Genomic DNA, 16569 nt, shown 5'->3' on the forward strand with positions numbered 1-16569 from the left:
GGCAAACGGCGTAGCGAAGACGGCCGCGGCTAGCGCCCGGCGCGATGATTGAGATCGTGGCCCAGCGCCAAGATGCCGACGCCGATCAGCGTATAGACGCTTTCCTGCAAGCCATGATCCATGGTGAGCGCACCCGCCATCACCCCCAGACCCAGCGATCCGACCGCCGCGGGCATCATATAGCCATGGACCAGCGCGCCATGGCCCAATGCAACCGCGCCCAGCAGGATCGCCAGCATCAGCCCGGCTTCATGGAAGAGGGGACTTTCGAAGATGCCCCCCGCCGACGCCAGCAGACCTAGAATAACCGCCGTGGCGAAACAGTGCGCCACGCACAACCCCGACAGCGCGATCGCGATGCGATCGATCCGGCCGCTCATCAGGGCATGGCGCAAGGTCAACTTCATGGTCGAAGTTACTTAGGCCAAGCGACCGTAAGTTACAACATAACATCGCAATTTTTAACGAGCCTCGCGCGATTGGTCAGGCCGCCAGGCGCAGGCAGTTCCGACCACCATGTTTGGCGCGATACAGCGCCTTGTCCGCCGCCTCCAGCATAGCCGAACGATCGGCCGCGCCGTCCAGCGCGACGAGGCCGGCGCTGAACGTCACGTTGATAGCCAGCGATGCGCCGACGACGATCGGCTCGTCAAGGAGGGCGCGCAGCCGTTCGCATAGCAGGCTCGACCGGTCTATGTCGCTGTCGCGCAGCAGGATCGCGAATTCCTCGCCACCCAGCCGGCCGATGCTGTCGCCCGCACGCAGGCCGGAGCGCAGCCGTTCGACGAAGGCGCTCAGCACCCTATCGCCCGCGCCATGGCCATAACGATCGTTGACCGCCTTGAAATGATCGATGTCGATCAGCAGCAAGGACGATCGGGCGCCGACGCGCTCGATCTCCCGATCCAACTTGTCGAGAAAGGCCCGGCGACTATCCGCGCCCGTCAGCGAATCGCGCGCAGCGACCTGCTGCAACGCGCGTTGGCGCGCCTTATGCCGCGACATGTCCCGGATCATGCTCACCACGCCGCTCGGCAGGCCGCGCTCGTCGATCATCGCGCGGCTGACCATCTCGCACCATTCCAGGCCTTCGGTCGACACCAGGGGCCGAAACTCGACCTTGTGCGCCGTTCCCGGCTGCTCCAGCGCGCGCTTATGGGTGGCGATCACCAAGGCCCGATCATGGGGATCGACCAGATTCGCGGCGGCCTGCCCCAGTAGCAGGTCCGGCGCGCAGCCGATCTGTTCGGCGGCCGAGGGCGAGGCATATTGAATGACGCCATCGATACTGATGTTGAGCACAACGTCGCCGCTATGTTCGGCCATGGCCCGATAGCGCGCCTCGCTCTGCTGCAGCATCTGGAACAGCCGCTTGCGCGCGGCCAGTTCTACGGCGATCGGCATGCACAGCAGGAAGCTGAGCGCGAGATAGAATTGGAAGAACTGGATGCGCTCGCCGATGTCACCGGTGACCCATGTCAGCGGACCGATGCCCGCCATGGTCGCCGTGCCACCGATCCCGGCCAGCAGGATGACCGCCGCCGCCGACCCCATATGCCCGACGCGAAAGGCGATCAGCACCAGCGGCAGCAACGGCGCGAACAACAAGGGATAGCGCGCCCAGAAGAAAACATGGATGGTTGTCAGCGCGAAAAGGCCGAGCAGCAGCACCGCCTCCAGCTTGGCGCGGCCCGACGCGTCCGCCATCCACCGTCGGACTTCGCCCTGGAACGCCATGATCAGGATCGGTGCGCAGGTCAGACCGCCCAGAACATGGCCGGTGTACCATTGTACGAAGGAGGGCCAGAAGGATACGGACGTCAGTGTCGAAGCCACCAGCGCCGCAGCCAAGCCGGCGACGATATTGGCCACGCCGCATAGAGCGACGACGAAGACGATCAGCGGACGGATGGCGCCGATTTCCAGCCGGTCGGCCACGAACCAGCGACACAGGAGGGCCACGATCAGCGATTCGGCGATGTTGATCGCCGCCATCGGCACCGCCGCCGCCGGTCCCATCCCCACCCATGCAGTCGCAGCCGCGCTGGCGACGCCGCAGGCGATGATGGCGCGGGGCCAATGGGCGGTGCGCGACGTCAGAAGGTCCGCCATCAGGAACGCGTTGGCGCACCAGATGAACGCCAATCCACCCTCGAATCGCGACACTATAAGGGCCAGCGACGCCACCACGAAATAGACGCATCCGGTGGCGACCGGCGCAATCCAGGACGAAGGTTGGCGAAGGGCGATATGCGACATGTCGCCATCGTTGCTAGACGTTCATCGTTAATATTTGCTCACGGCCACTCAGCCGATGTGGGCGATAAGACAGCCTAATCCGTAACGACACATGCGCCGGCCTGCGCCAGCAGGGCGCGCCACCCCGCCAGCCTTTGCGCCCGCACTCGCGCGGCGATTGCCGGCGCGAATCGCTCCTGCGCCGCCGCCATGCCGGCAGCCGCTTCCAGCGAGGGGAACAGGCCGACCCCGACGCCCGCCAGCATGGCCGCACCGCGCGCCGTCGTCTCAACGTCAGCGGGTCGTTCGACGATCAGGTCCAGCATGTCGGCCATGTCCTGCGCGATCCAATCATTGGCGCTCATCCCGCCATCGATCCGCAGCGTCCGCCAGGGCGCGCCATCGGCGGCAAAGGCCGCAGCCAGGTCATGCACCTGATGCGCCATGGATTCGAGAGCGGCCCGGACGATATGCGCCCGGCCCGTGCCATGAGTCAGCCCGACGATCGTGCCGGTCGCTTCGGGTCGCCAATGCGGCGCGCCCAGGCCGGACAGGGCGGGTAGCAGGAACACCCCGCCATTGTCGGGCACGGAACGGGCAATCGCATCGGTATCCGCCGCCGCCGCGATCAGGCCGATCCGATCGCGCAGCCACTGGATCAGGCTGCCCGCAACGAAGATCGACCCTTCCAGCGCATAATGGCGCCGCCCATCCATCTGACACAGCACCGTGCCAAGCAGGCGATGGGCGGACGCCGGGACGGCCTGCCCGACTGGCGCCAGCACGAAGGCGCCGGTGCCCAGTGTCGCCTTGACCGCGCCCGCCGCCAGGCACCCCTGCCCGATAGTCGCCGCCTGCTGGTCACCCGCCAGCCCGCAGATCCGAATCGGCCCGCCCAGCCAGTCGGGCAAGGTCGCGCCGAAATCGCCGGCATTGTCGACGATCTCCGGCAAGGACGCGCGCGGGACGCCGAACAGGGCGCACAGGTCCGCGTCCCATCCCGCCCCGTCCAGCGCCATGAGCTGCGTCCGGCTGGCATTGCTGGCGTCGCTGATATGCAAGCCACCGGTCAGTTTCCAGACCAGCCAGCTTTCGACCGTGCCGAACGCCAATTCATTCCCAGCGGCCGCGACATCGGGGCGATGGTCGATCATCCAGCGCATCTTGGTCGCGGAAAAATAGGGATCGAGGATCAGGCCGGTGCGCTGCTGGACCAGCGGTTCATGGCCGGCCTCCCGCAAGGCCGCGCAGTGGTCCGCCGTGCGCCGGTCCTGCCATACGATGGCGCGGCCGATCGGATCGCCCGTTCGCCGGTGCCAGGCGACCACCGTCTCGCGCTGGTTCGCGATCCCGATCGCGGCGATTCGGTCCGCGCCACCGGCGCGCGCCACCATCTCCCGCGCGCATGCCAAGGTGCGCGTCCAGATTTCCGCCGCGTCATGTTCGACCCAGCCGGGTTGGGGATAATATTGGGTCAGGCCCGCCTGCGCGGTCGCGATCCGCGCGCCATCGGGGGCGTAGAGCATCGCACGGGTCGATGTCGTCCCGGCGTCCAGCACCAGCAACAGGCGTTCGCTCACAACCTCTCCTCCAGCCAGCGCTCCAGCCGATCGACCTGCACCCGGTCCAGCCGCAGCCCCAGCTTGCTGCGCCGCCAAAGCATGTCGTCACTGGTCTGCGCCCATTCGCGCATCATCATATGCCTCGCCTCCGCTTCGGTCAGGCCATGGCCGAAGTCCAGCCCCAGCGCCGATGCCTCCCGCGCTTCCCCCAGCCACACTCGCGCCTGGGTGCCATAGGCGCGCGCGATGCGGTCGATCGTGGCGGCATCCAGAAAGGGATAGTCGCGCGCCAGCCCGGCGATCAGCTCGGCAAGGCCCGTCATGGGAAAGTCGCCGCCGGGCAGGGGCGCGTCGGCGGTCCAATCGTCGCCCTTGAGCGCGGGCAGATACGGCTTGAGCAGATCCACCGCCTCAGCCGCCAGATGGCGATAGGTGGTGATCTTGCCGCCGAACACGCTGAGCAGCGGCGGCGCGCCATCTTCATCGTCCAGTTCAAGGCGATAGCCCCGCGTTGCCGCTTCGGGCCTCGCCGATCCATCGTCCACCAGCGGCCGCACCCCGGCATAGGACCAGACGACGTCGGCCGGCATGATCGACCGCGCGAAATAGCGATTCGCGGCTTCGCACAGATAAGCGATCTCCTCGTCGCTCGCGACGACATGGTCCAGCCCGCCGTCATGATCGCGGTCGGTCGTGCCGATCAACGTAAAGTCGCGTTCGTAAGGGATGGCGAAAAAGATGCGGCCGTCGGGCAACTGGAAGAAATAGGCAAAGCCATGATCGAACAGGCGCGGCACGACGATATGCGATCCGCGCACCAGCCGTATGTGCCGCTGCGTCGGTCGATCCGCGCGGTCGAGCAGGTCGAGCACGGCCGGCCCGGCGGCGTTCACCACGGCGCGGGCGTGGACCGTCTCTTCGCCGCGATCCGACAGGGTCGCGATCCGCCAATAGCCATCGGCGCGCGCCAATCGCAAGACGGCGGTACGGGTGCGCACTTCCGCACCGCGATCGGCGGCGTCGCGCGCGTTGAGCACCACCAGCCGGGCGTCATCTACCCATGCGTCGGAATAGCAATAGCCCCGCCTGAAGCCGCTTTTCAGGGGCGCGCCCGCGGGATGGCCGCGCAGATCGATCGCCTGCGTCACCGGCAGAGCGCGACGGCCGCCGATATGATCGTACAGGAACAGGCCCAGCCGCAGCATCCAGCGCGGCCGCAGGCCCTTGGTCCAGGGCAGGACGAAGCGCATCGGATGAATGATATGCGGCGCGATTCCCCAGAGCCGCTCGCGCTCCGCCAACGATTCGCGCACCAGCGCGAACTCGTAATGCTCCAGATAGCGCAGGCCGCCGTGGATCAATTTGGTGGACGCGGACGATGTGCCGCTGGCCAGATCGCCCTGCTCCAACAATAACACATGCGCGCCACGCCCAGCGGCGTCGCGGGCGATGCCGCAGCCATTCACCCCGCCGCCGATGACGGCCAAGTCGTAGATGTCAGCTTTTGGCGTCTCGTTCACGCCTGCAGATGTAGGATGGACAGGCGCGTGAGGGAACCGCGAAACCATGGCCGACCACTGTCAGCCGTTCAGCCCATATTTGCCGGCGATCAGGCCTTTTCCAAGGTGCATTGCAGCGGGTGCTGGTTCTGCCGGGCGAAGTCCATCACCTGGTTGACCTTGGTCTCGGCAACCTCATAGCTGAAAATCCCGCACACGCCGACGCCGCGCTGGTGGACATGCAGCATCACCCGCGTCGCTTCCTCCATGTCCATGCGGAAGAAACTTTGCAGGACATGCACGACGAACTCCATTGGGGTATAGTCGTCGTTGAGCATCAGCACCTTATAGAGCGAAGGCTTTTTGGTGCGGGTGCGCGTCCGGGTGGCGATGCCGACGCTGGGACCGCCTGGACCCTCGCCCTGATCGTCAGGATGCTGGCCCGCCATCGCAACGGGGCCTGCATGGGATGTGATACGGCTGTTCATGATGCCAAAGGATATGGCGATTTGCCGCGTCAAGGCAAGGGGGCCGAAGGGACGATCCCGCAGGACAGACGATATTTCAGCTTCAATGCAAAGGGGCGCCGCTTCCGCAAATGGAAGCGACGCCCCTTGGCTATGACGGGAAGAACGCTACCGATCAGGCGGCCAGCGACTTCACCTTGTCGGTGACCAACGTCACGCGGGCGGTCAGCGGCTGAGCGATTTCGCTCGCCAGCTTCATCATCGCTTCGCTGTTCTTGGCGGCTTCCTTGGCCATCTCGTCAAAGCTGCTCGACAGGAACTGGCTCTGCAGCTGGAAGAATTCGGTCGGGGTCTTGGCGGTCGAGAAGGTCTTGAACGACGCGGTCGCCTTTTCGAAATTCTTGCGGCTGTAATCGACAGCTTCCTGGCCCAGGGTTTCCATCGCCTTGGCGGCGATCTTGCCCGATTCGACCAGCGCTTCGACATTGCCCTTGGCGATGTCGCTCATTTCTTCGATCGCCTTGGTCGACTTTTCAACGCCGGCCTTGGCCTTCTCGTTCATGTCGGCATAGGCGGTTTCGAACTTGGCCTTGGTGTCCTCGGCGAACTTCTTTCCGGTTTCGATGACGTCGTTCATGATCTTGGTTCCTTCTGCCGGCAGCGGCTGGGTCGCGATGGGTTCGGCCTTGGTCAGGCTCTCTGTAATTTTGGGTTCTGTTATGGCGGGTTCCGGCGCGGCATCCACCGCGGTCGTGGCGGCGGCGATCGCGACAGGATCGGCCTGTTCGGCCGGGCTTTCGACAGGCTCAGACTTCGACGAAGGCGTCGGAGCGGGCGTCGGTGTCGGCGTGGGAGCAGGCGTTGGGGCCGGCTCCTTCTGCGGATTGGTATCAATCGGCTTTACCGCGGCAGAAACCGCCTTTCTGGGCGCAGGCTTCTTTGCCGCCGGGGTGCCGATCGCCGCTTCCGCCGCCTTCAGCGCCTCGCTCGCCGACAGGGTCGTCGAACCGGGCTTGGGGCGCAGGCTGCTATTGGGCGTCTTCGTTGTAACAGCCATGACCATCCTCCGTTTGTTGCACTGCACAATAATGGCTTTGCGGGATGTTTGCAAGAGTTATTGTGCAGTGCAACAAATCTGAAACGGAGAGAGGCTTGCGGGGTTTCAGTCTGGCTACCGAAAACCGCTATTGCACAGCTTTAGCGCTGCTTTACGTAACGTCCGGGTGCATCTTCGACCGGTCTTAATCGACCCCCGCCCGGCTGGCGCGCGCCCTTGGCGGGCACCTTGCGCGAATCACCCTGCTCGATCCAGGCGCGCCAGTCGGGCCACCAGCTGCCCTTCGTTTCCTTCGCGACTGCAAGGAAATTGTCCAGCGTCGGCTGCGGCTCGTCCGCCACCCAATATTGATATTTGTTCGCGGCGGGCGGATTGATGACCCCGGCGATGTGGCCCGACCCTGCGAGCACGAACCGTACCGGGCCTGACAGATTTTCCGTCAGCTTCCACACGCTTTCCAGCGGGGCGATATGGTCCTCCCGCCCGGCCTGCACATAGGCCGGCGTCTGGATCGTCTTGAGGTCGATCGGCGTCCCGTCCACGCTGATGGCGCCCGGCACGACCAACAGGTTGTCGCGATACAGCTGCGTCAGATAATCCTTGTGCCAGCGCGCTGGCAGGTTGGTGGTGTCGCCATTCCAGTAGAGCAGGTCGAAGGGCGGATAATCCATGCCCAGCAGATAATTGTTGACCACATAGTTCCAGATCAGGTCGCGCCCGCGCAGCAGGTTGAAGGTGACGGCCATGTAGCGCCCATCGAGGAAGCCGCCGGACGATAGCTGGTCCACCAGCTTCATCTGCTCGTCGTCGATGAACAGGGTCAGGTCCCCGGCCTGGGAAAAATCGACCTGGGCGGTGAAGAAGGTCGCGCTCGCCACCTTGTCCGCCTGGCCCCGCGCCGCCAGCAGCGCCAGCGTCGCGGCCAGCGTCGTGCCGGCCACGCAATAGCCGATCGTATGGACGCTTTTCACCTTGAGCAGGTCGCGCACAGTGTCGATCGCGTCGATCTGGCCTTTCAGGATATAATCGTCCCAGACCAGATCCTTCATTGATGCGTCGGCGGACTTCCATGACACCAGGAACACGCTGATCCCCTGGTCCACCGCCCATTTGACGAAGCTTTTTTCCGGCGACAGGTCGAGAATGTAGAAGCGGTTGATCCAGGGCGGAAAGATGACGAGCGGCGTTTCCAGCACCTGCGCCGTCGAAGGCGCATAATGGATCAGCTGGTAGAGCGGGGTTTCATGGATGACCTTGCCCGGCGTCGCGGCGATGTTGCGCCCCAGTTCGAACTGGCTGCCGTCGGTGTGGCTCAGTTGCCCCTTCTCCATGTCGGCCAGCATATGCTTGAGGCCCTTGACCAGATTCTCGCCGCCGCTCTCGATCGTCTTCTGCACCACGGTCGGGTTGGTGAGCGGGAAATTGGCGGGCGACATCGCGTCCAGCATGCCGCTGGTGGCAAAGCGCAGCTTGGCTTTCGCCTTGGGATCAACGCCATCCACCGCGTCCGCCAGGCGGAGCATATAATCCGAGGTCAGCAGATAGCTTTGCCGGATCAGGTCGTAAAAGGGATGCTCCGTCCACGCCGGATCGGCGAACCGCCGATCCTTGGCGGCAGCCGGGCTGTCGGCAGGCGCAGGGTCGGGCTGGTCGCGCAGCAATCCGCCCGAATCCAGGAAACGCTGCCACAGCGCCAGCCCTTCGTCGGCGAAGCTGGTCTGGATGCGCGCCACGGTTTCCGGGTCGAACGGCAGCATCCGCCCGGTCGCGCCCGCGGCCTGTTCCAGCATCAATTGCTGGGCGCGGCCGATGACCTCGGTCCATTGCTGCATCTGCTGCAATGTGGGCAGGTGGGGTTCCATGACATCGGCTTTATCCATGGCCACCTTGCTCCTCCTGGCATTGCGCATATCCGCCGCTTTTTCTGGCGCGTCGCAACCGGGCGGGTTATAGCCAGATTGTGATACGCCAGCGGCGCCTCACGCACTATCCTCTACAGAGAGCTTTCAGGAAAGCCCCTATAATGTCCGAAGAATTTTACCGCATGAAGCGCCTGCCGCCCTATGTCATCGCCGAAGTCAACGCGATGCGAGCGGCCGCCCGTGCGGCGGGAGAGGATATTATCGATCTGGGCATGGGCAATCCCGACCTGCCGCCGCCGCCGCACGTCATCGCCAAGCTGATCGAAGTCGCGCAGAAACCGGACGCCCATGGCTATTCCCAGTCGAAGGGCATTCCCGGCCTTCGCAAGGCGCAGGCCAATTATTATGGCCGCCGCTTCGGCGTCGATGTCGACCCGGAAACCGAGGTCGTCGTGACCATGGGGTCGAAGGAAGGGCTGGCCAGCCTCGCCACCGCGATCACCGCGCCGGGCGATGTCGTGCTGGCCCCCAATCCCAGCTACCCGATCCATATGTTCGGCTTCATCCTCGCGGGCGCCACGATCCGGTCCGTGCCGACGACCGCGGACGAGAATTATTTCCGCTCGCTCGACCGCGCCATGGCTTTCACCGTGCCGCGCCCGTCGATCCTGGTGGTCAACTATCCGTCCAACCCGACGGCCGAGACGGTCGACCTTGCCTTCTACGAACGGCTGGTCGCCTGGGCGAAGGAGAATAAGGTCTGGGTACTCTCCGATCTCGCCTATTCCGAATTATATTATGACGGCAATCCGACGCCCTCCATCCTGCAAGTGCCAGGTGCCAAGGATATCGCGATCGAATTTACGTCGCTGTCAAAGACATACAGCATGGCCGGCTGGCGCATGGGTTTTGCCGTGGGCAACCGCAAGCTGATCGCGGCGATGACGCGAGTGAAATCCTATCTCGACTATGGCGCCTTCACCCCGATCCAGGCGGCCGCCTGCGCCGCGCTCAACGGGCCGCAGGACATCGTCGAGAAGAACCGCCTGCTCTATCACAAGCGCCGCGACGTGCTGGTCGAGAGTTTCGGCCGCGCCGGCTGGGACATTCCCGCCCCGCCAGCTTCCATGTTCGCCTGGGCGCCGCTGCCGCCTGCGCTCAAAGAAATGGGCAGCCTGGAATTTTCCAAGCAACTCCTGACCCACGCCAAGGTCGCGGTCGCGCCGGGGGTTGGCTATGGGGAGGATGGCGAAGGTTTCGTCCGCATCGCCATGGTCGAGAATGAACAGCGGCTGCGCCAGGCCGCACGCAACATCAAACAGTATCTCAAGTCCATGGGCGTCAATGCGCCCTCGTCCAAGGGCGTAGCCTGAGTTACAGACCGGACCCGACGGGTGGTCGCTGCGGATGTATCGCAGCGCTGCCCGTCATTCTGTTGATGCTTGGACTGTTCGTGGCTTTTGCGATAGGCGATTGCCATATCGATGCCAGCAACGATCAATGCGCTGACGGTGAACGGCGGGCTATCTTTACACTCATCCTTACACCCTTTGCTGGCGTCGCCGCTTTCTTCCTCGTCAACTGGTTGGTAAGAAGACGGAAATGACCATGATCCCTCTGCCCCAGGTCAGCCAAGTCGCGCAGACCATCCAACTGGCGCTCGCGCCGGTCTTCCTGCTGGCGGGCATCGGCGCGTTCCTGAACGTCTGCGTCAGCCGCCTGGCGCGGATCATCGACCGGGCGCGCGATGTGGAACAGTTGATCCTGACGACGCGCGGTAAGGAACATGACCGCAAAGTCGCCGAAATCCAGGTGCTCGACCGGCGGATGAGTGTGGTCAACAGCGCGATTTTCCTGTCCGTCGCATCGGCTTGCGCCGTCTGCCTGGTCGTCATCCTCCTGTTCGCGGGCAATCTGTTCGACGCGCATCTGGGCACGCCGATCGCGGTTCTGTTCAGCCTGGCGATGCTGTTGCAAGCGGGCGGGTTCGCCACCTTCATTCAGGAAATCCGGCTGGCGTCGCAGATCATCCATATCCGCAACGAAGTCCTTTATCACAAGGTGGATGCGGAAGAGGCGGATGCAGCGATCGAAGCGCTGCCGTGACCCGCTTCACCGTCAACGACCGGCCGGTGCAATATCGGATGGACCCGGAGACGCCGCTGCTCTGGGCGCTGCGCGATGCGTCGAACCTGACCGGGACCAAATATGGGTGCGGCACCGGCGATTGCGGCGCGTGCACCGTGGATATCGACGGGGAGGCAGTGCGATCCTGCCAGGTGACGATCGGCAAGACCGAGGGCCGCTTCGTCACGACGATCGAAGCGCTGTCGCCCGATCGCGGCCATCCGGTGCAACAGGCGTTCGCCGCCGACAATGTGTCGCAATGCGGTTATTGCATCCCCGGCATGATCATGGCCGCGTCGGTGCTGTTGCGCCGGACCAATGATCCCTCCGACGAGCAGATTGACGGCGCGATCACCAATATCTGCCGCTGCGGCATCTACCCCCGGCTGCGCGGTGCGATCAAGCGGGCCGGCCGGATCATGCGCGGGGAGGATCAGGTGGCGGCCGCGCCGCCGCCGGGCATCACGCCGGAAGATGCAGCGCGGACCGTCCCGGCGCTGGGCCGGCCGGCTGTTCAGCCGAAACGGTAACCCGACACCGACCAGCCCATCACCGAACTACGATGGTCACATGTGGCCGCATCGTCGCCACCTGCGCCCAGCGCCACCATCAACGGCAACAAATGCTCCTCGCGCGGATGAGCGAAGCGGGCTTGCGGCAGATGCTCCCAGGCGGCGACGCGGGCGGCCCGGCGCTGCGGATCGGGATCGGTGACCGCGGCGGTCAGGGCATAATCCCAGGCGGTCGATGGCGCGATCGCCTGCGGCCCCCGCACGCGCAGATTGTGGAAGCTCATGCCCGACCCGACGATCAGCACGCCTTCGTCGCGCAGCGGCGCCAGCGCCCGCCCCGCCGCGATATGGGCAGCCGGATCGAGATCATGGCGCAGCGAGAGTTGCGCGACCGGAATGTCGGCATCAGGGAGCGCCACTTTCATCGGAATGAACACGCCATGGTCCCAGCCCCGCGCCGCCTCCTCCGCCGTGGCGAAGCCGCCCGCCTGAAGCAGCGCAGCGGCGCGGCGTGCCAGATCAGGCGCACCCGGCGCGTCCCAGCGCAGCATGTAAGTGTGAGGTGGAAAGCCATAATAGTCGAACAGCAAGGGCGGCCGTTCGCCGACATGCACGGTGAAGGCCTGCTCTTCCCAATGGCCCGACACCAGCAGGATCGCGCGCGGCCGTTCGGCCAGGCTGTCGATCAGCCCGGCCAGATAATGCTGCATCGGCCGCCATATCGGGTCGCTATGCGTATGGTCGGGATCGGCCGGGTCCATGAAGAAACAGGGACCGCCGCCATGGGGAATGAAAAGGGTGGGCTGTGTGGACATGGCCCATAGATTGGCTCGTGCCGGTCACGCTGCAACCGACGAAGCGGAAACTGTCCGTTTCGCTGTCTCGGTTCAGCGCGCCGCGTCGATCAGCGGCGTCAGCGCCTGCGCCAGCGTCGCGCTGGAATAGGGTTTTTTGAGCAGCGTCACGTCCGCATACTGCGACGGCAATTCCAGACCGTCGCCATAGCCGGTGGCGAAGATGAAAGGGATACTGCGCGCCGCCAGCAGTTCCGCGACCGGCAGGCTGGTTTCATGCCCCAGGTTGAAGTCCAGCACCGCCAGATCGATCTGCTGGGTCGCGATCGCATCGCGCGCGCGTCCCACAGTGGCGGCGGTCATCACCTCCGCGCCCAGATCGCGCAACGCATCCTCGCCGTCCATGGCGATAATCATATTATCCTCGACCAGCAGGACGGTGCGCCCCTTCAGCAGGCCGGGTTCGACTGGCGCGACGGGTTTGACGCGATCGCCGCCCGCAACGTAGGGCAACACCGACACGACATGGACGGACGGAATACAGAATTGCGCCTCTATGCCGGCCAACCGATAGTGGATTTCGGCATGGCCGCCCAGATCATAGGGGATGGATCGTTCGATCACCGTTGACCCGAAGCCGCGCCGCGTAGGCGCGACCACCGCCGGGCCGCCGCTTTCGGTCCAGTCGATCAGCAGGCTGCCGTCCTGATCCACGCGCCAGTCGATCGTGACCGTTCCATTGTCCGACAGCGCGCCATATTTGGCGGCATTGGTCAGCATCTCATGGATCACCAGCGCCAGCACAGTGAAGCAGCCGGGCGTCAGCAGCACATTGGGCCCGGACAGCCGCACCCGGTCGCTGCGTTCGCCCAGATACGCGCCCGATTCGACCTCGATCAGGTCGTAGAGGCGCGCCGGGCTCCAGCGGTCCGCGGTGATCTGGTCATGGGCGCGAGCCAGCGCATGGACGCGGCTTTCCAGCGTGCCGATAAATTCGTCGACCGACCCTGCGCTGTCGCGCGTTTGCGACAACAGTCCGCGGATCAGCGCCAATATGTTGCGCACACGGTGATTCAACTCGGCGATCAGCAGTTCCTGCTTCTCATGCGCCCGTCGCCGTTCGGCATCGGCCGAATCGGACAGGCGCAGGATCACTTCCAGCAACGCGGTGCGCAGCGCTTCTGCGACACGCAATTCAGCCGGGGTGAAGGCCAGCGCCCTCCCCTTCACCAGTTGCGACCATTGTTCGAAGCTCTTGCGCGGCGTCAGGCGCGGCCCGTTGGGGCCATATTCGATGGTCTTTTCCGGGTTTCCGGCCCAGCGCACCGATCGCAACTGCTCCGCCCGGAACAGCACGACATAGTCGCGCGGCCTGCGCGACAGGGGGATCGCCAGCAGCCCCGATACGCGATCGGCATAGGCGGCGGCTTCGGGCAGGACCGACGACAGATTGTCGGTGGTATAGACCTGGCTGGCGGCGACGCGGTTCATCATCGATACGATCGCGACGAAGGCGGATTCGTCCGGTGCCAGGCCCGAAAAGGTCATATGCCCGTCGATATAGACGCCCACGCCATCGGCGGGGATGGTGTCGAAGATGATGTCGCCCAGCCAGCGGGCGTTGGACAGCAGGTCATGATCCTGCGCCACCGCCGACATCAGCCGGTCGGCGACCTGCCGCGCCTTGCCTTCATAGGTGGCGGTGTCGCCGCGCTCGCGGCTTTCCAGCATCATCGAGAAGATCTGGCCGAACAGTTCGGCCGCGCTGCGCTGCGCGAAGGTCGGCAGGCGCGGGGCATAATGGTGGCAGGCGAACAACCCCCACAGCCTGCCTTCGACAATGATGGAGATGGAGAGCGAAGCCCCCACCCCCATATTGCCCAGATATTCGATATGAATCGGCGAAACGGCGCGGGTGAGGCACAGCGACATGTCCAGCGCCGCGCCGGTCGGGTCGAGTGGCGGCACGATGGGAACCGGCTGCGCCTGCACGTCAGCGATCACGCGGAAGATGTTGCGCATGTAGAGCGCGCGCGCCTGCACGGGAATATCGGATGCGGGATAATGAAGGCCAAAGAAGCTCTCAACGCCTGGCTTGAGCGCTTCGGCGACCACTTCGCCATCGCCGCCATCGGCGAAGCGATAGACCATCACCCGGTCGAACCCGGTCAGCGCCCGCACCTGCCGCGCACCGTCGCGCAGGAAGGCGGTCATGCTGTCGGTCTGGGCCAGCCGTGCGACCATCGAACGGACGGTGCTGCTCGCCTCCATCTCGTCATGCGCCGCCGGTTCGGCCTCGACCACCACCAGCGGCCCGGAAAAATGCACCGCCACGTCGAATGCCGGGCCGCCGGCGATCAAGGGAATCGAAAACAGGCGCTCCACCGAATCGGGTCCGCGCAGCAGGGTGATGCGGTTGCGCAGCGCATGGATTGCATCCCCATCCAACAGCGTATGAATAGGCTTGCCCAGCATATCGTCGGGCGACAGGCCGATGAACTGCGCGCTGTTGGCCGATACGCGCGACACCAGCCAGTCGGCGGTCAGCGCGATCAGAAACCCGAACGGCTGCACCATCCCCAGAATGTGAATGGGCTCCCGATCGCAATTGTTGAGGTCAACCGCGAAACCGGGTTCGGAACCTTCGCGGTCAGCCATGTCCATTCGCCTGATTTGGCGCCTGATTTGGCGCATGACTGGGCACCCGCGCTACCTGCGAAAATCGTCCCGCCTGCGCAAATAGGGCGAAGGCGGCCTGCGCGCCCTGCACGGCGTCGTCCAGCCAGCCTTCGCCGCCTTCCATTGCGGCGCTGTCGAGCGCCTGCTGGAAGGCTATCCATTCACCCTTGCCATGCGCGGCCGACAGATAGGCCTTGGGCAGGCCCGGCGAAACCTGGCGCGACAGCATCGCACCGCCCAGCCGCGAGCCTTCCAGCGCATAGCGCAGGCCCCAATGGAAGCCGTCGGCTGCGCTGTGCGCCAATGGCAAAGGGTCGGGAACGGGCAGATCGAGCGCCGCAAGATCCTGCGCCAGCAGCGGCAACCGCGGCGTATCCGGGCCTGTGGCCGCTTCCAGGCCGCCCAGCGCCCTGGCATGCGCGATCAGGAAAGCGCGATAATCCACAACCGAATCGAGCGCAAAGCCGGCATAGATTGCATCGACAACATGATGGGATTCCATCGTTGCATCGCGCAGGGTCTGGCGGGTCTGGCCAGTTTTGGGAGTTCTCGTCACCCGTCAGCCCTATAGATAGTTGCATAGCGGCGCATTGATCTGGATCAGCCTTTTAATGCGTTTTAGCCGTTCATCGTCCTTGCGACACGGACTAACGGACGCTGGTCGTCTGTATAGCAGCTATCCATCGCAGCCCGCCGATTCTTTCGGATCGCTGTCTGACAGGTTCAGCATCACGACATCGCGGCCGGCTTAGAGAGGAATCATGAGGGGGCGTAGTGTTCCCGGACAACGAAAGTCACGACGATGTTGAGGAAGATGATGCTGGCGGGTCTGATGACCGCAACGCTGCTGAGCGGCGTCGCCCCGGCCTACGCCCAAAGCAACCAGGAGCAGCGCGGCAATCGCGGTGGCGAACGCCCCGGTCGCATCGAAGGCGGCGTCGCCGTGTCGCGCGGCAACCGCATCAATCAGCCGGGCGGCGAGGCGCAGGCGCAACGCTGGCAGCAGCGCAATGCCGACCGGCCCGCGCCGCAAATGGCGCCACCGCGGCCCGAAGGGCGCCCTGATCGCCGCATCGAACAAAGGCCCGAACAACGCGCCAATCCCCAATGGCGCGGTGATCAGAACCGTCCCGGCCAGATCAGCCCCGGCACCCCGCCACAGCGCCAAGCGCGCCCCGACCGGCGCGACGACCGGCGTGACGATCGCCAGGAGAATTGGCAGGACCGCGGCAATGGCGAGCGCGATAGCCAGCAGAACTGGCGCAACGACCGTCCTGATGTGCGACCGGACTGGCGCAACGATCGAAGGGATGACAGGCGCGATGACAGGCGCGACGATCGCCGCTGGACCGACAATCGCGGGCAGGATGGCCGCGGACAAAATGGTGCGAACTGGAATGATGGCCGCCGCTTCGATGACCGCACCCGCTGGAGCAACCAGCGGCGTTGGGACAGTGGCTGGCGTCAGGATCGACGTTACGACTGGAACAGCTATCGCAACCGCTATGGCGACCGCTATCGCATGGGCCGCTATTACGCCCCGCGCAGCTGGAACTATGGCTATCGTCGCTTTTCGGCGGGAATCGTATTGAGCAGCCTGCTCTATTCCAACACCTATTGGCTGAACGATCCCTATAGCTACCGCCTGCCGCCAGCCTACGGCACGCTGCGCTGGATTCGCTATTATGACGACGCTCTGCTGGTCGATGTGCGCGACGGCTATGTGGTCGATGTCATCAACAATTTCTTCTGGTGATGTCGCGGCGGTAGCC

Annotated in this window: 14 protein-coding genes; 4 read left to right on the plus strand and 10 right to left on the minus strand. The window is 64.6% G+C overall.

Features of this window, described 5'->3' with window-relative positions; genetic code table 11:
• Positions 1 to 29 precede the first annotated feature (29 nt).
• From CEQ44_RS20330 to CEQ44_RS20360, 7 genes are all read right to left on the minus strand, one after another.
• The gene (locus CEQ44_RS20330) at positions 30 to 407 is read right to left on the minus strand and encodes a MerC domain-containing protein (protein WP_088182301.1); all 378 of its coding nucleotides are present in this window, start codon (positions 405 to 407) and stop codon (positions 30 to 32) included.
• 76 nt (positions 408 to 483) lie between these two features.
• Positions 484 to 2259, minus strand: coding sequence for a sensor domain-containing diguanylate cyclase (locus tag CEQ44_RS20335; RefSeq protein WP_088182302.1), 1776 nt, complete (start codon positions 2257 to 2259; stop codon positions 484 to 486).
• A gap of 74 nt (positions 2260 to 2333) precedes the next feature.
• A complete protein-coding gene (locus CEQ44_RS20340; RefSeq protein WP_088182303.1) occupies positions 2334 to 3818 on the minus strand; it encodes a glycerol kinase in 1485 nt (494 codons plus the stop codon).
• Positions 3815 to 5320, minus strand: coding sequence for a glycerol-3-phosphate dehydrogenase (locus tag CEQ44_RS20345; RefSeq protein ID WP_254913780.1), 1506 nt, complete (start codon positions 5318 to 5320; stop codon positions 3815 to 3817). Before CEQ44_RS20345 ends, CEQ44_RS20340 begins: the two co-directional genes overlap by 4 nt.
• An 89-nt stretch (positions 5321 to 5409) precedes the next feature.
• A complete protein-coding gene (gene clpS, locus CEQ44_RS20350; RefSeq protein ID WP_373438211.1) occupies positions 5410 to 5787 on the minus strand; it encodes an ATP-dependent Clp protease adapter ClpS in 378 nt (125 codons plus the stop codon).
• A 154-nt stretch (positions 5788 to 5941) separates the two neighbouring features.
• Positions 5942 to 6823, minus strand: coding sequence for a phasin family protein (locus CEQ44_RS20355; protein ID WP_088182411.1), 882 nt, complete (start codon positions 6821 to 6823; stop codon positions 5942 to 5944).
• Between the two features lie 140 nt (positions 6824 to 6963).
• On the minus strand, positions 6964 to 8703 hold the full coding sequence (locus CEQ44_RS20360) for an alpha/beta hydrolase (RefSeq protein WP_088182306.1): 1740 nt from the start codon (positions 8701 to 8703) through the stop codon (positions 6964 to 6966).
• A gap of 143 nt (positions 8704 to 8846) precedes the next feature.
• Between CEQ44_RS20360 and CEQ44_RS20365 the strand changes: the two genes are divergently transcribed.
• From CEQ44_RS20365 to CEQ44_RS20375, 3 genes are all read left to right on the plus strand, one after another.
• A complete protein-coding gene (locus CEQ44_RS20365) occupies positions 8847 to 10058 on the plus strand; it encodes an LL-diaminopimelate aminotransferase (RefSeq protein ID WP_088182307.1) in 1212 nt (403 codons plus the stop codon).
• 235 nt (positions 10059 to 10293) lie between these two features.
• A complete protein-coding gene (locus tag CEQ44_RS20370; protein WP_088182412.1) occupies positions 10294 to 10791 on the plus strand; it encodes a DUF2721 domain-containing protein in 498 nt (165 codons plus the stop codon).
• Positions 10788 to 11342 carry a (2Fe-2S)-binding protein gene (locus CEQ44_RS20375; RefSeq protein WP_088182308.1) on the plus strand — a complete coding sequence of 185 codons (555 nt, stop codon included), beginning with the start codon at positions 10788 to 10790 and terminating at the stop codon, positions 11340 to 11342. The genes CEQ44_RS20370 and CEQ44_RS20375 overlap by 4 nt, the downstream gene beginning before the upstream one ends.
• Here the strand turns inward: CEQ44_RS20375 and CEQ44_RS20380 are convergent.
• The 3 genes from CEQ44_RS20380 to CEQ44_RS20390 all read right to left on the minus strand — a co-directional run bounded on the left by CEQ44_RS20380 (position 11327) and on the right by CEQ44_RS20390 (position 15299).
• A complete protein-coding gene (locus CEQ44_RS20380) occupies positions 11327 to 12139 on the minus strand; it encodes a class III extradiol ring-cleavage dioxygenase (protein ID WP_088182309.1) in 813 nt (270 codons plus the stop codon). The two genes, CEQ44_RS20375 and CEQ44_RS20380, sit on opposite strands and share 16 nt — an antisense overlap.
• 72 nt (positions 12140 to 12211) lie before the next feature.
• Positions 12212 to 14776, minus strand: coding sequence for an HWE histidine kinase domain-containing protein (locus CEQ44_RS20385; protein WP_088182413.1), 2565 nt, complete (start codon positions 14774 to 14776; stop codon positions 12212 to 12214).
• Entirely contained in the window at positions 14769 to 15299 is a 531-nt protein-coding gene (locus CEQ44_RS20390) for a biliverdin-producing heme oxygenase (RefSeq protein ID WP_088182310.1), read from the minus strand. The genes CEQ44_RS20385 and CEQ44_RS20390 overlap by 8 nt, the downstream gene beginning before the upstream one ends.
• 330 nt (positions 15300 to 15629) lie before the next feature.
• Here CEQ44_RS20390 and CEQ44_RS20395 point away from each other — a divergent pair, with 330 nt between their 5' ends.
• On the plus strand, positions 15630 to 16553 hold the full coding sequence (locus tag CEQ44_RS20395; protein ID WP_254914353.1) for an RcnB family protein: 924 nt from the start codon (positions 15630 to 15632) through the stop codon (positions 16551 to 16553).
• Positions 16554 to 16569 lie beyond the last annotated feature (16 nt).

This window comes from Sphingobium sp. Z007 (assembly GCF_900013425.1).
Lineage (GTDB): Bacteria > Pseudomonadota > Alphaproteobacteria > Sphingomonadales > Sphingomonadaceae > Sphingobium.

Coding starts and splice junctions, on each gene's coding strand:
- CEQ44_RS20330 (WP_088182301.1), bottom strand. CDS start 407: ATGAAGTTGACCTTGCGCCATGCCCTGATGAGCGGCCGGATCGATCGC.
- CEQ44_RS20335 (WP_088182302.1), bottom strand. CDS start 2,259: ATGTCGCATATCGCCCTTCGCCAACCTTCGTCCTGGATTGCGCCGGTC.
- clpS (WP_373438211.1), bottom strand. CDS start 5,787: ATGAACAGCCGTATCACATCCCATGCAGGCCCCGTTGCGATGGCGGGC.
- CEQ44_RS20355 (WP_088182411.1), bottom strand. CDS start 6,823: ATGGCTGTTACAACGAAGACGCCCAATAGCAGCCTGCGCCCCAAGCCC.
- CEQ44_RS20360 (WP_088182306.1), bottom strand. CDS start 8,703: ATGGATAAAGCCGATGTCATGGAACCCCACCTGCCCACATTGCAGCAG.
- CEQ44_RS20365 (WP_088182307.1), top strand. CDS start 8,847: ATGTCCGAAGAATTTTACCGCATGAAGCGCCTGCCGCCCTATGTCATC.
- CEQ44_RS20370 (WP_088182412.1), top strand. CDS start 10,294: ATGATCCCTCTGCCCCAGGTCAGCCAAGTCGCGCAGACCATCCAACTG.
- CEQ44_RS20380 (WP_088182309.1), bottom strand. CDS start 12,139: ATGTCCACACAGCCCACCCTTTTCATTCCCCATGGCGGCGGTCCCTGT.
- CEQ44_RS20385 (WP_088182413.1), bottom strand. CDS start 14,776: ATGGCTGACCGCGAAGGTTCCGAACCCGGTTTCGCGGTTGACCTCAAC.
- CEQ44_RS20390 (WP_088182310.1), bottom strand. CDS start 15,299: ATGGAATCCCATCATGTTGTCGATGCAATCTATGCCGGCTTTGCGCTC.
- CEQ44_RS20395 (WP_254914353.1), top strand. CDS start 15,630: ATGACCGCAACGCTGCTGAGCGGCGTCGCCCCGGCCTACGCCCAAAGC.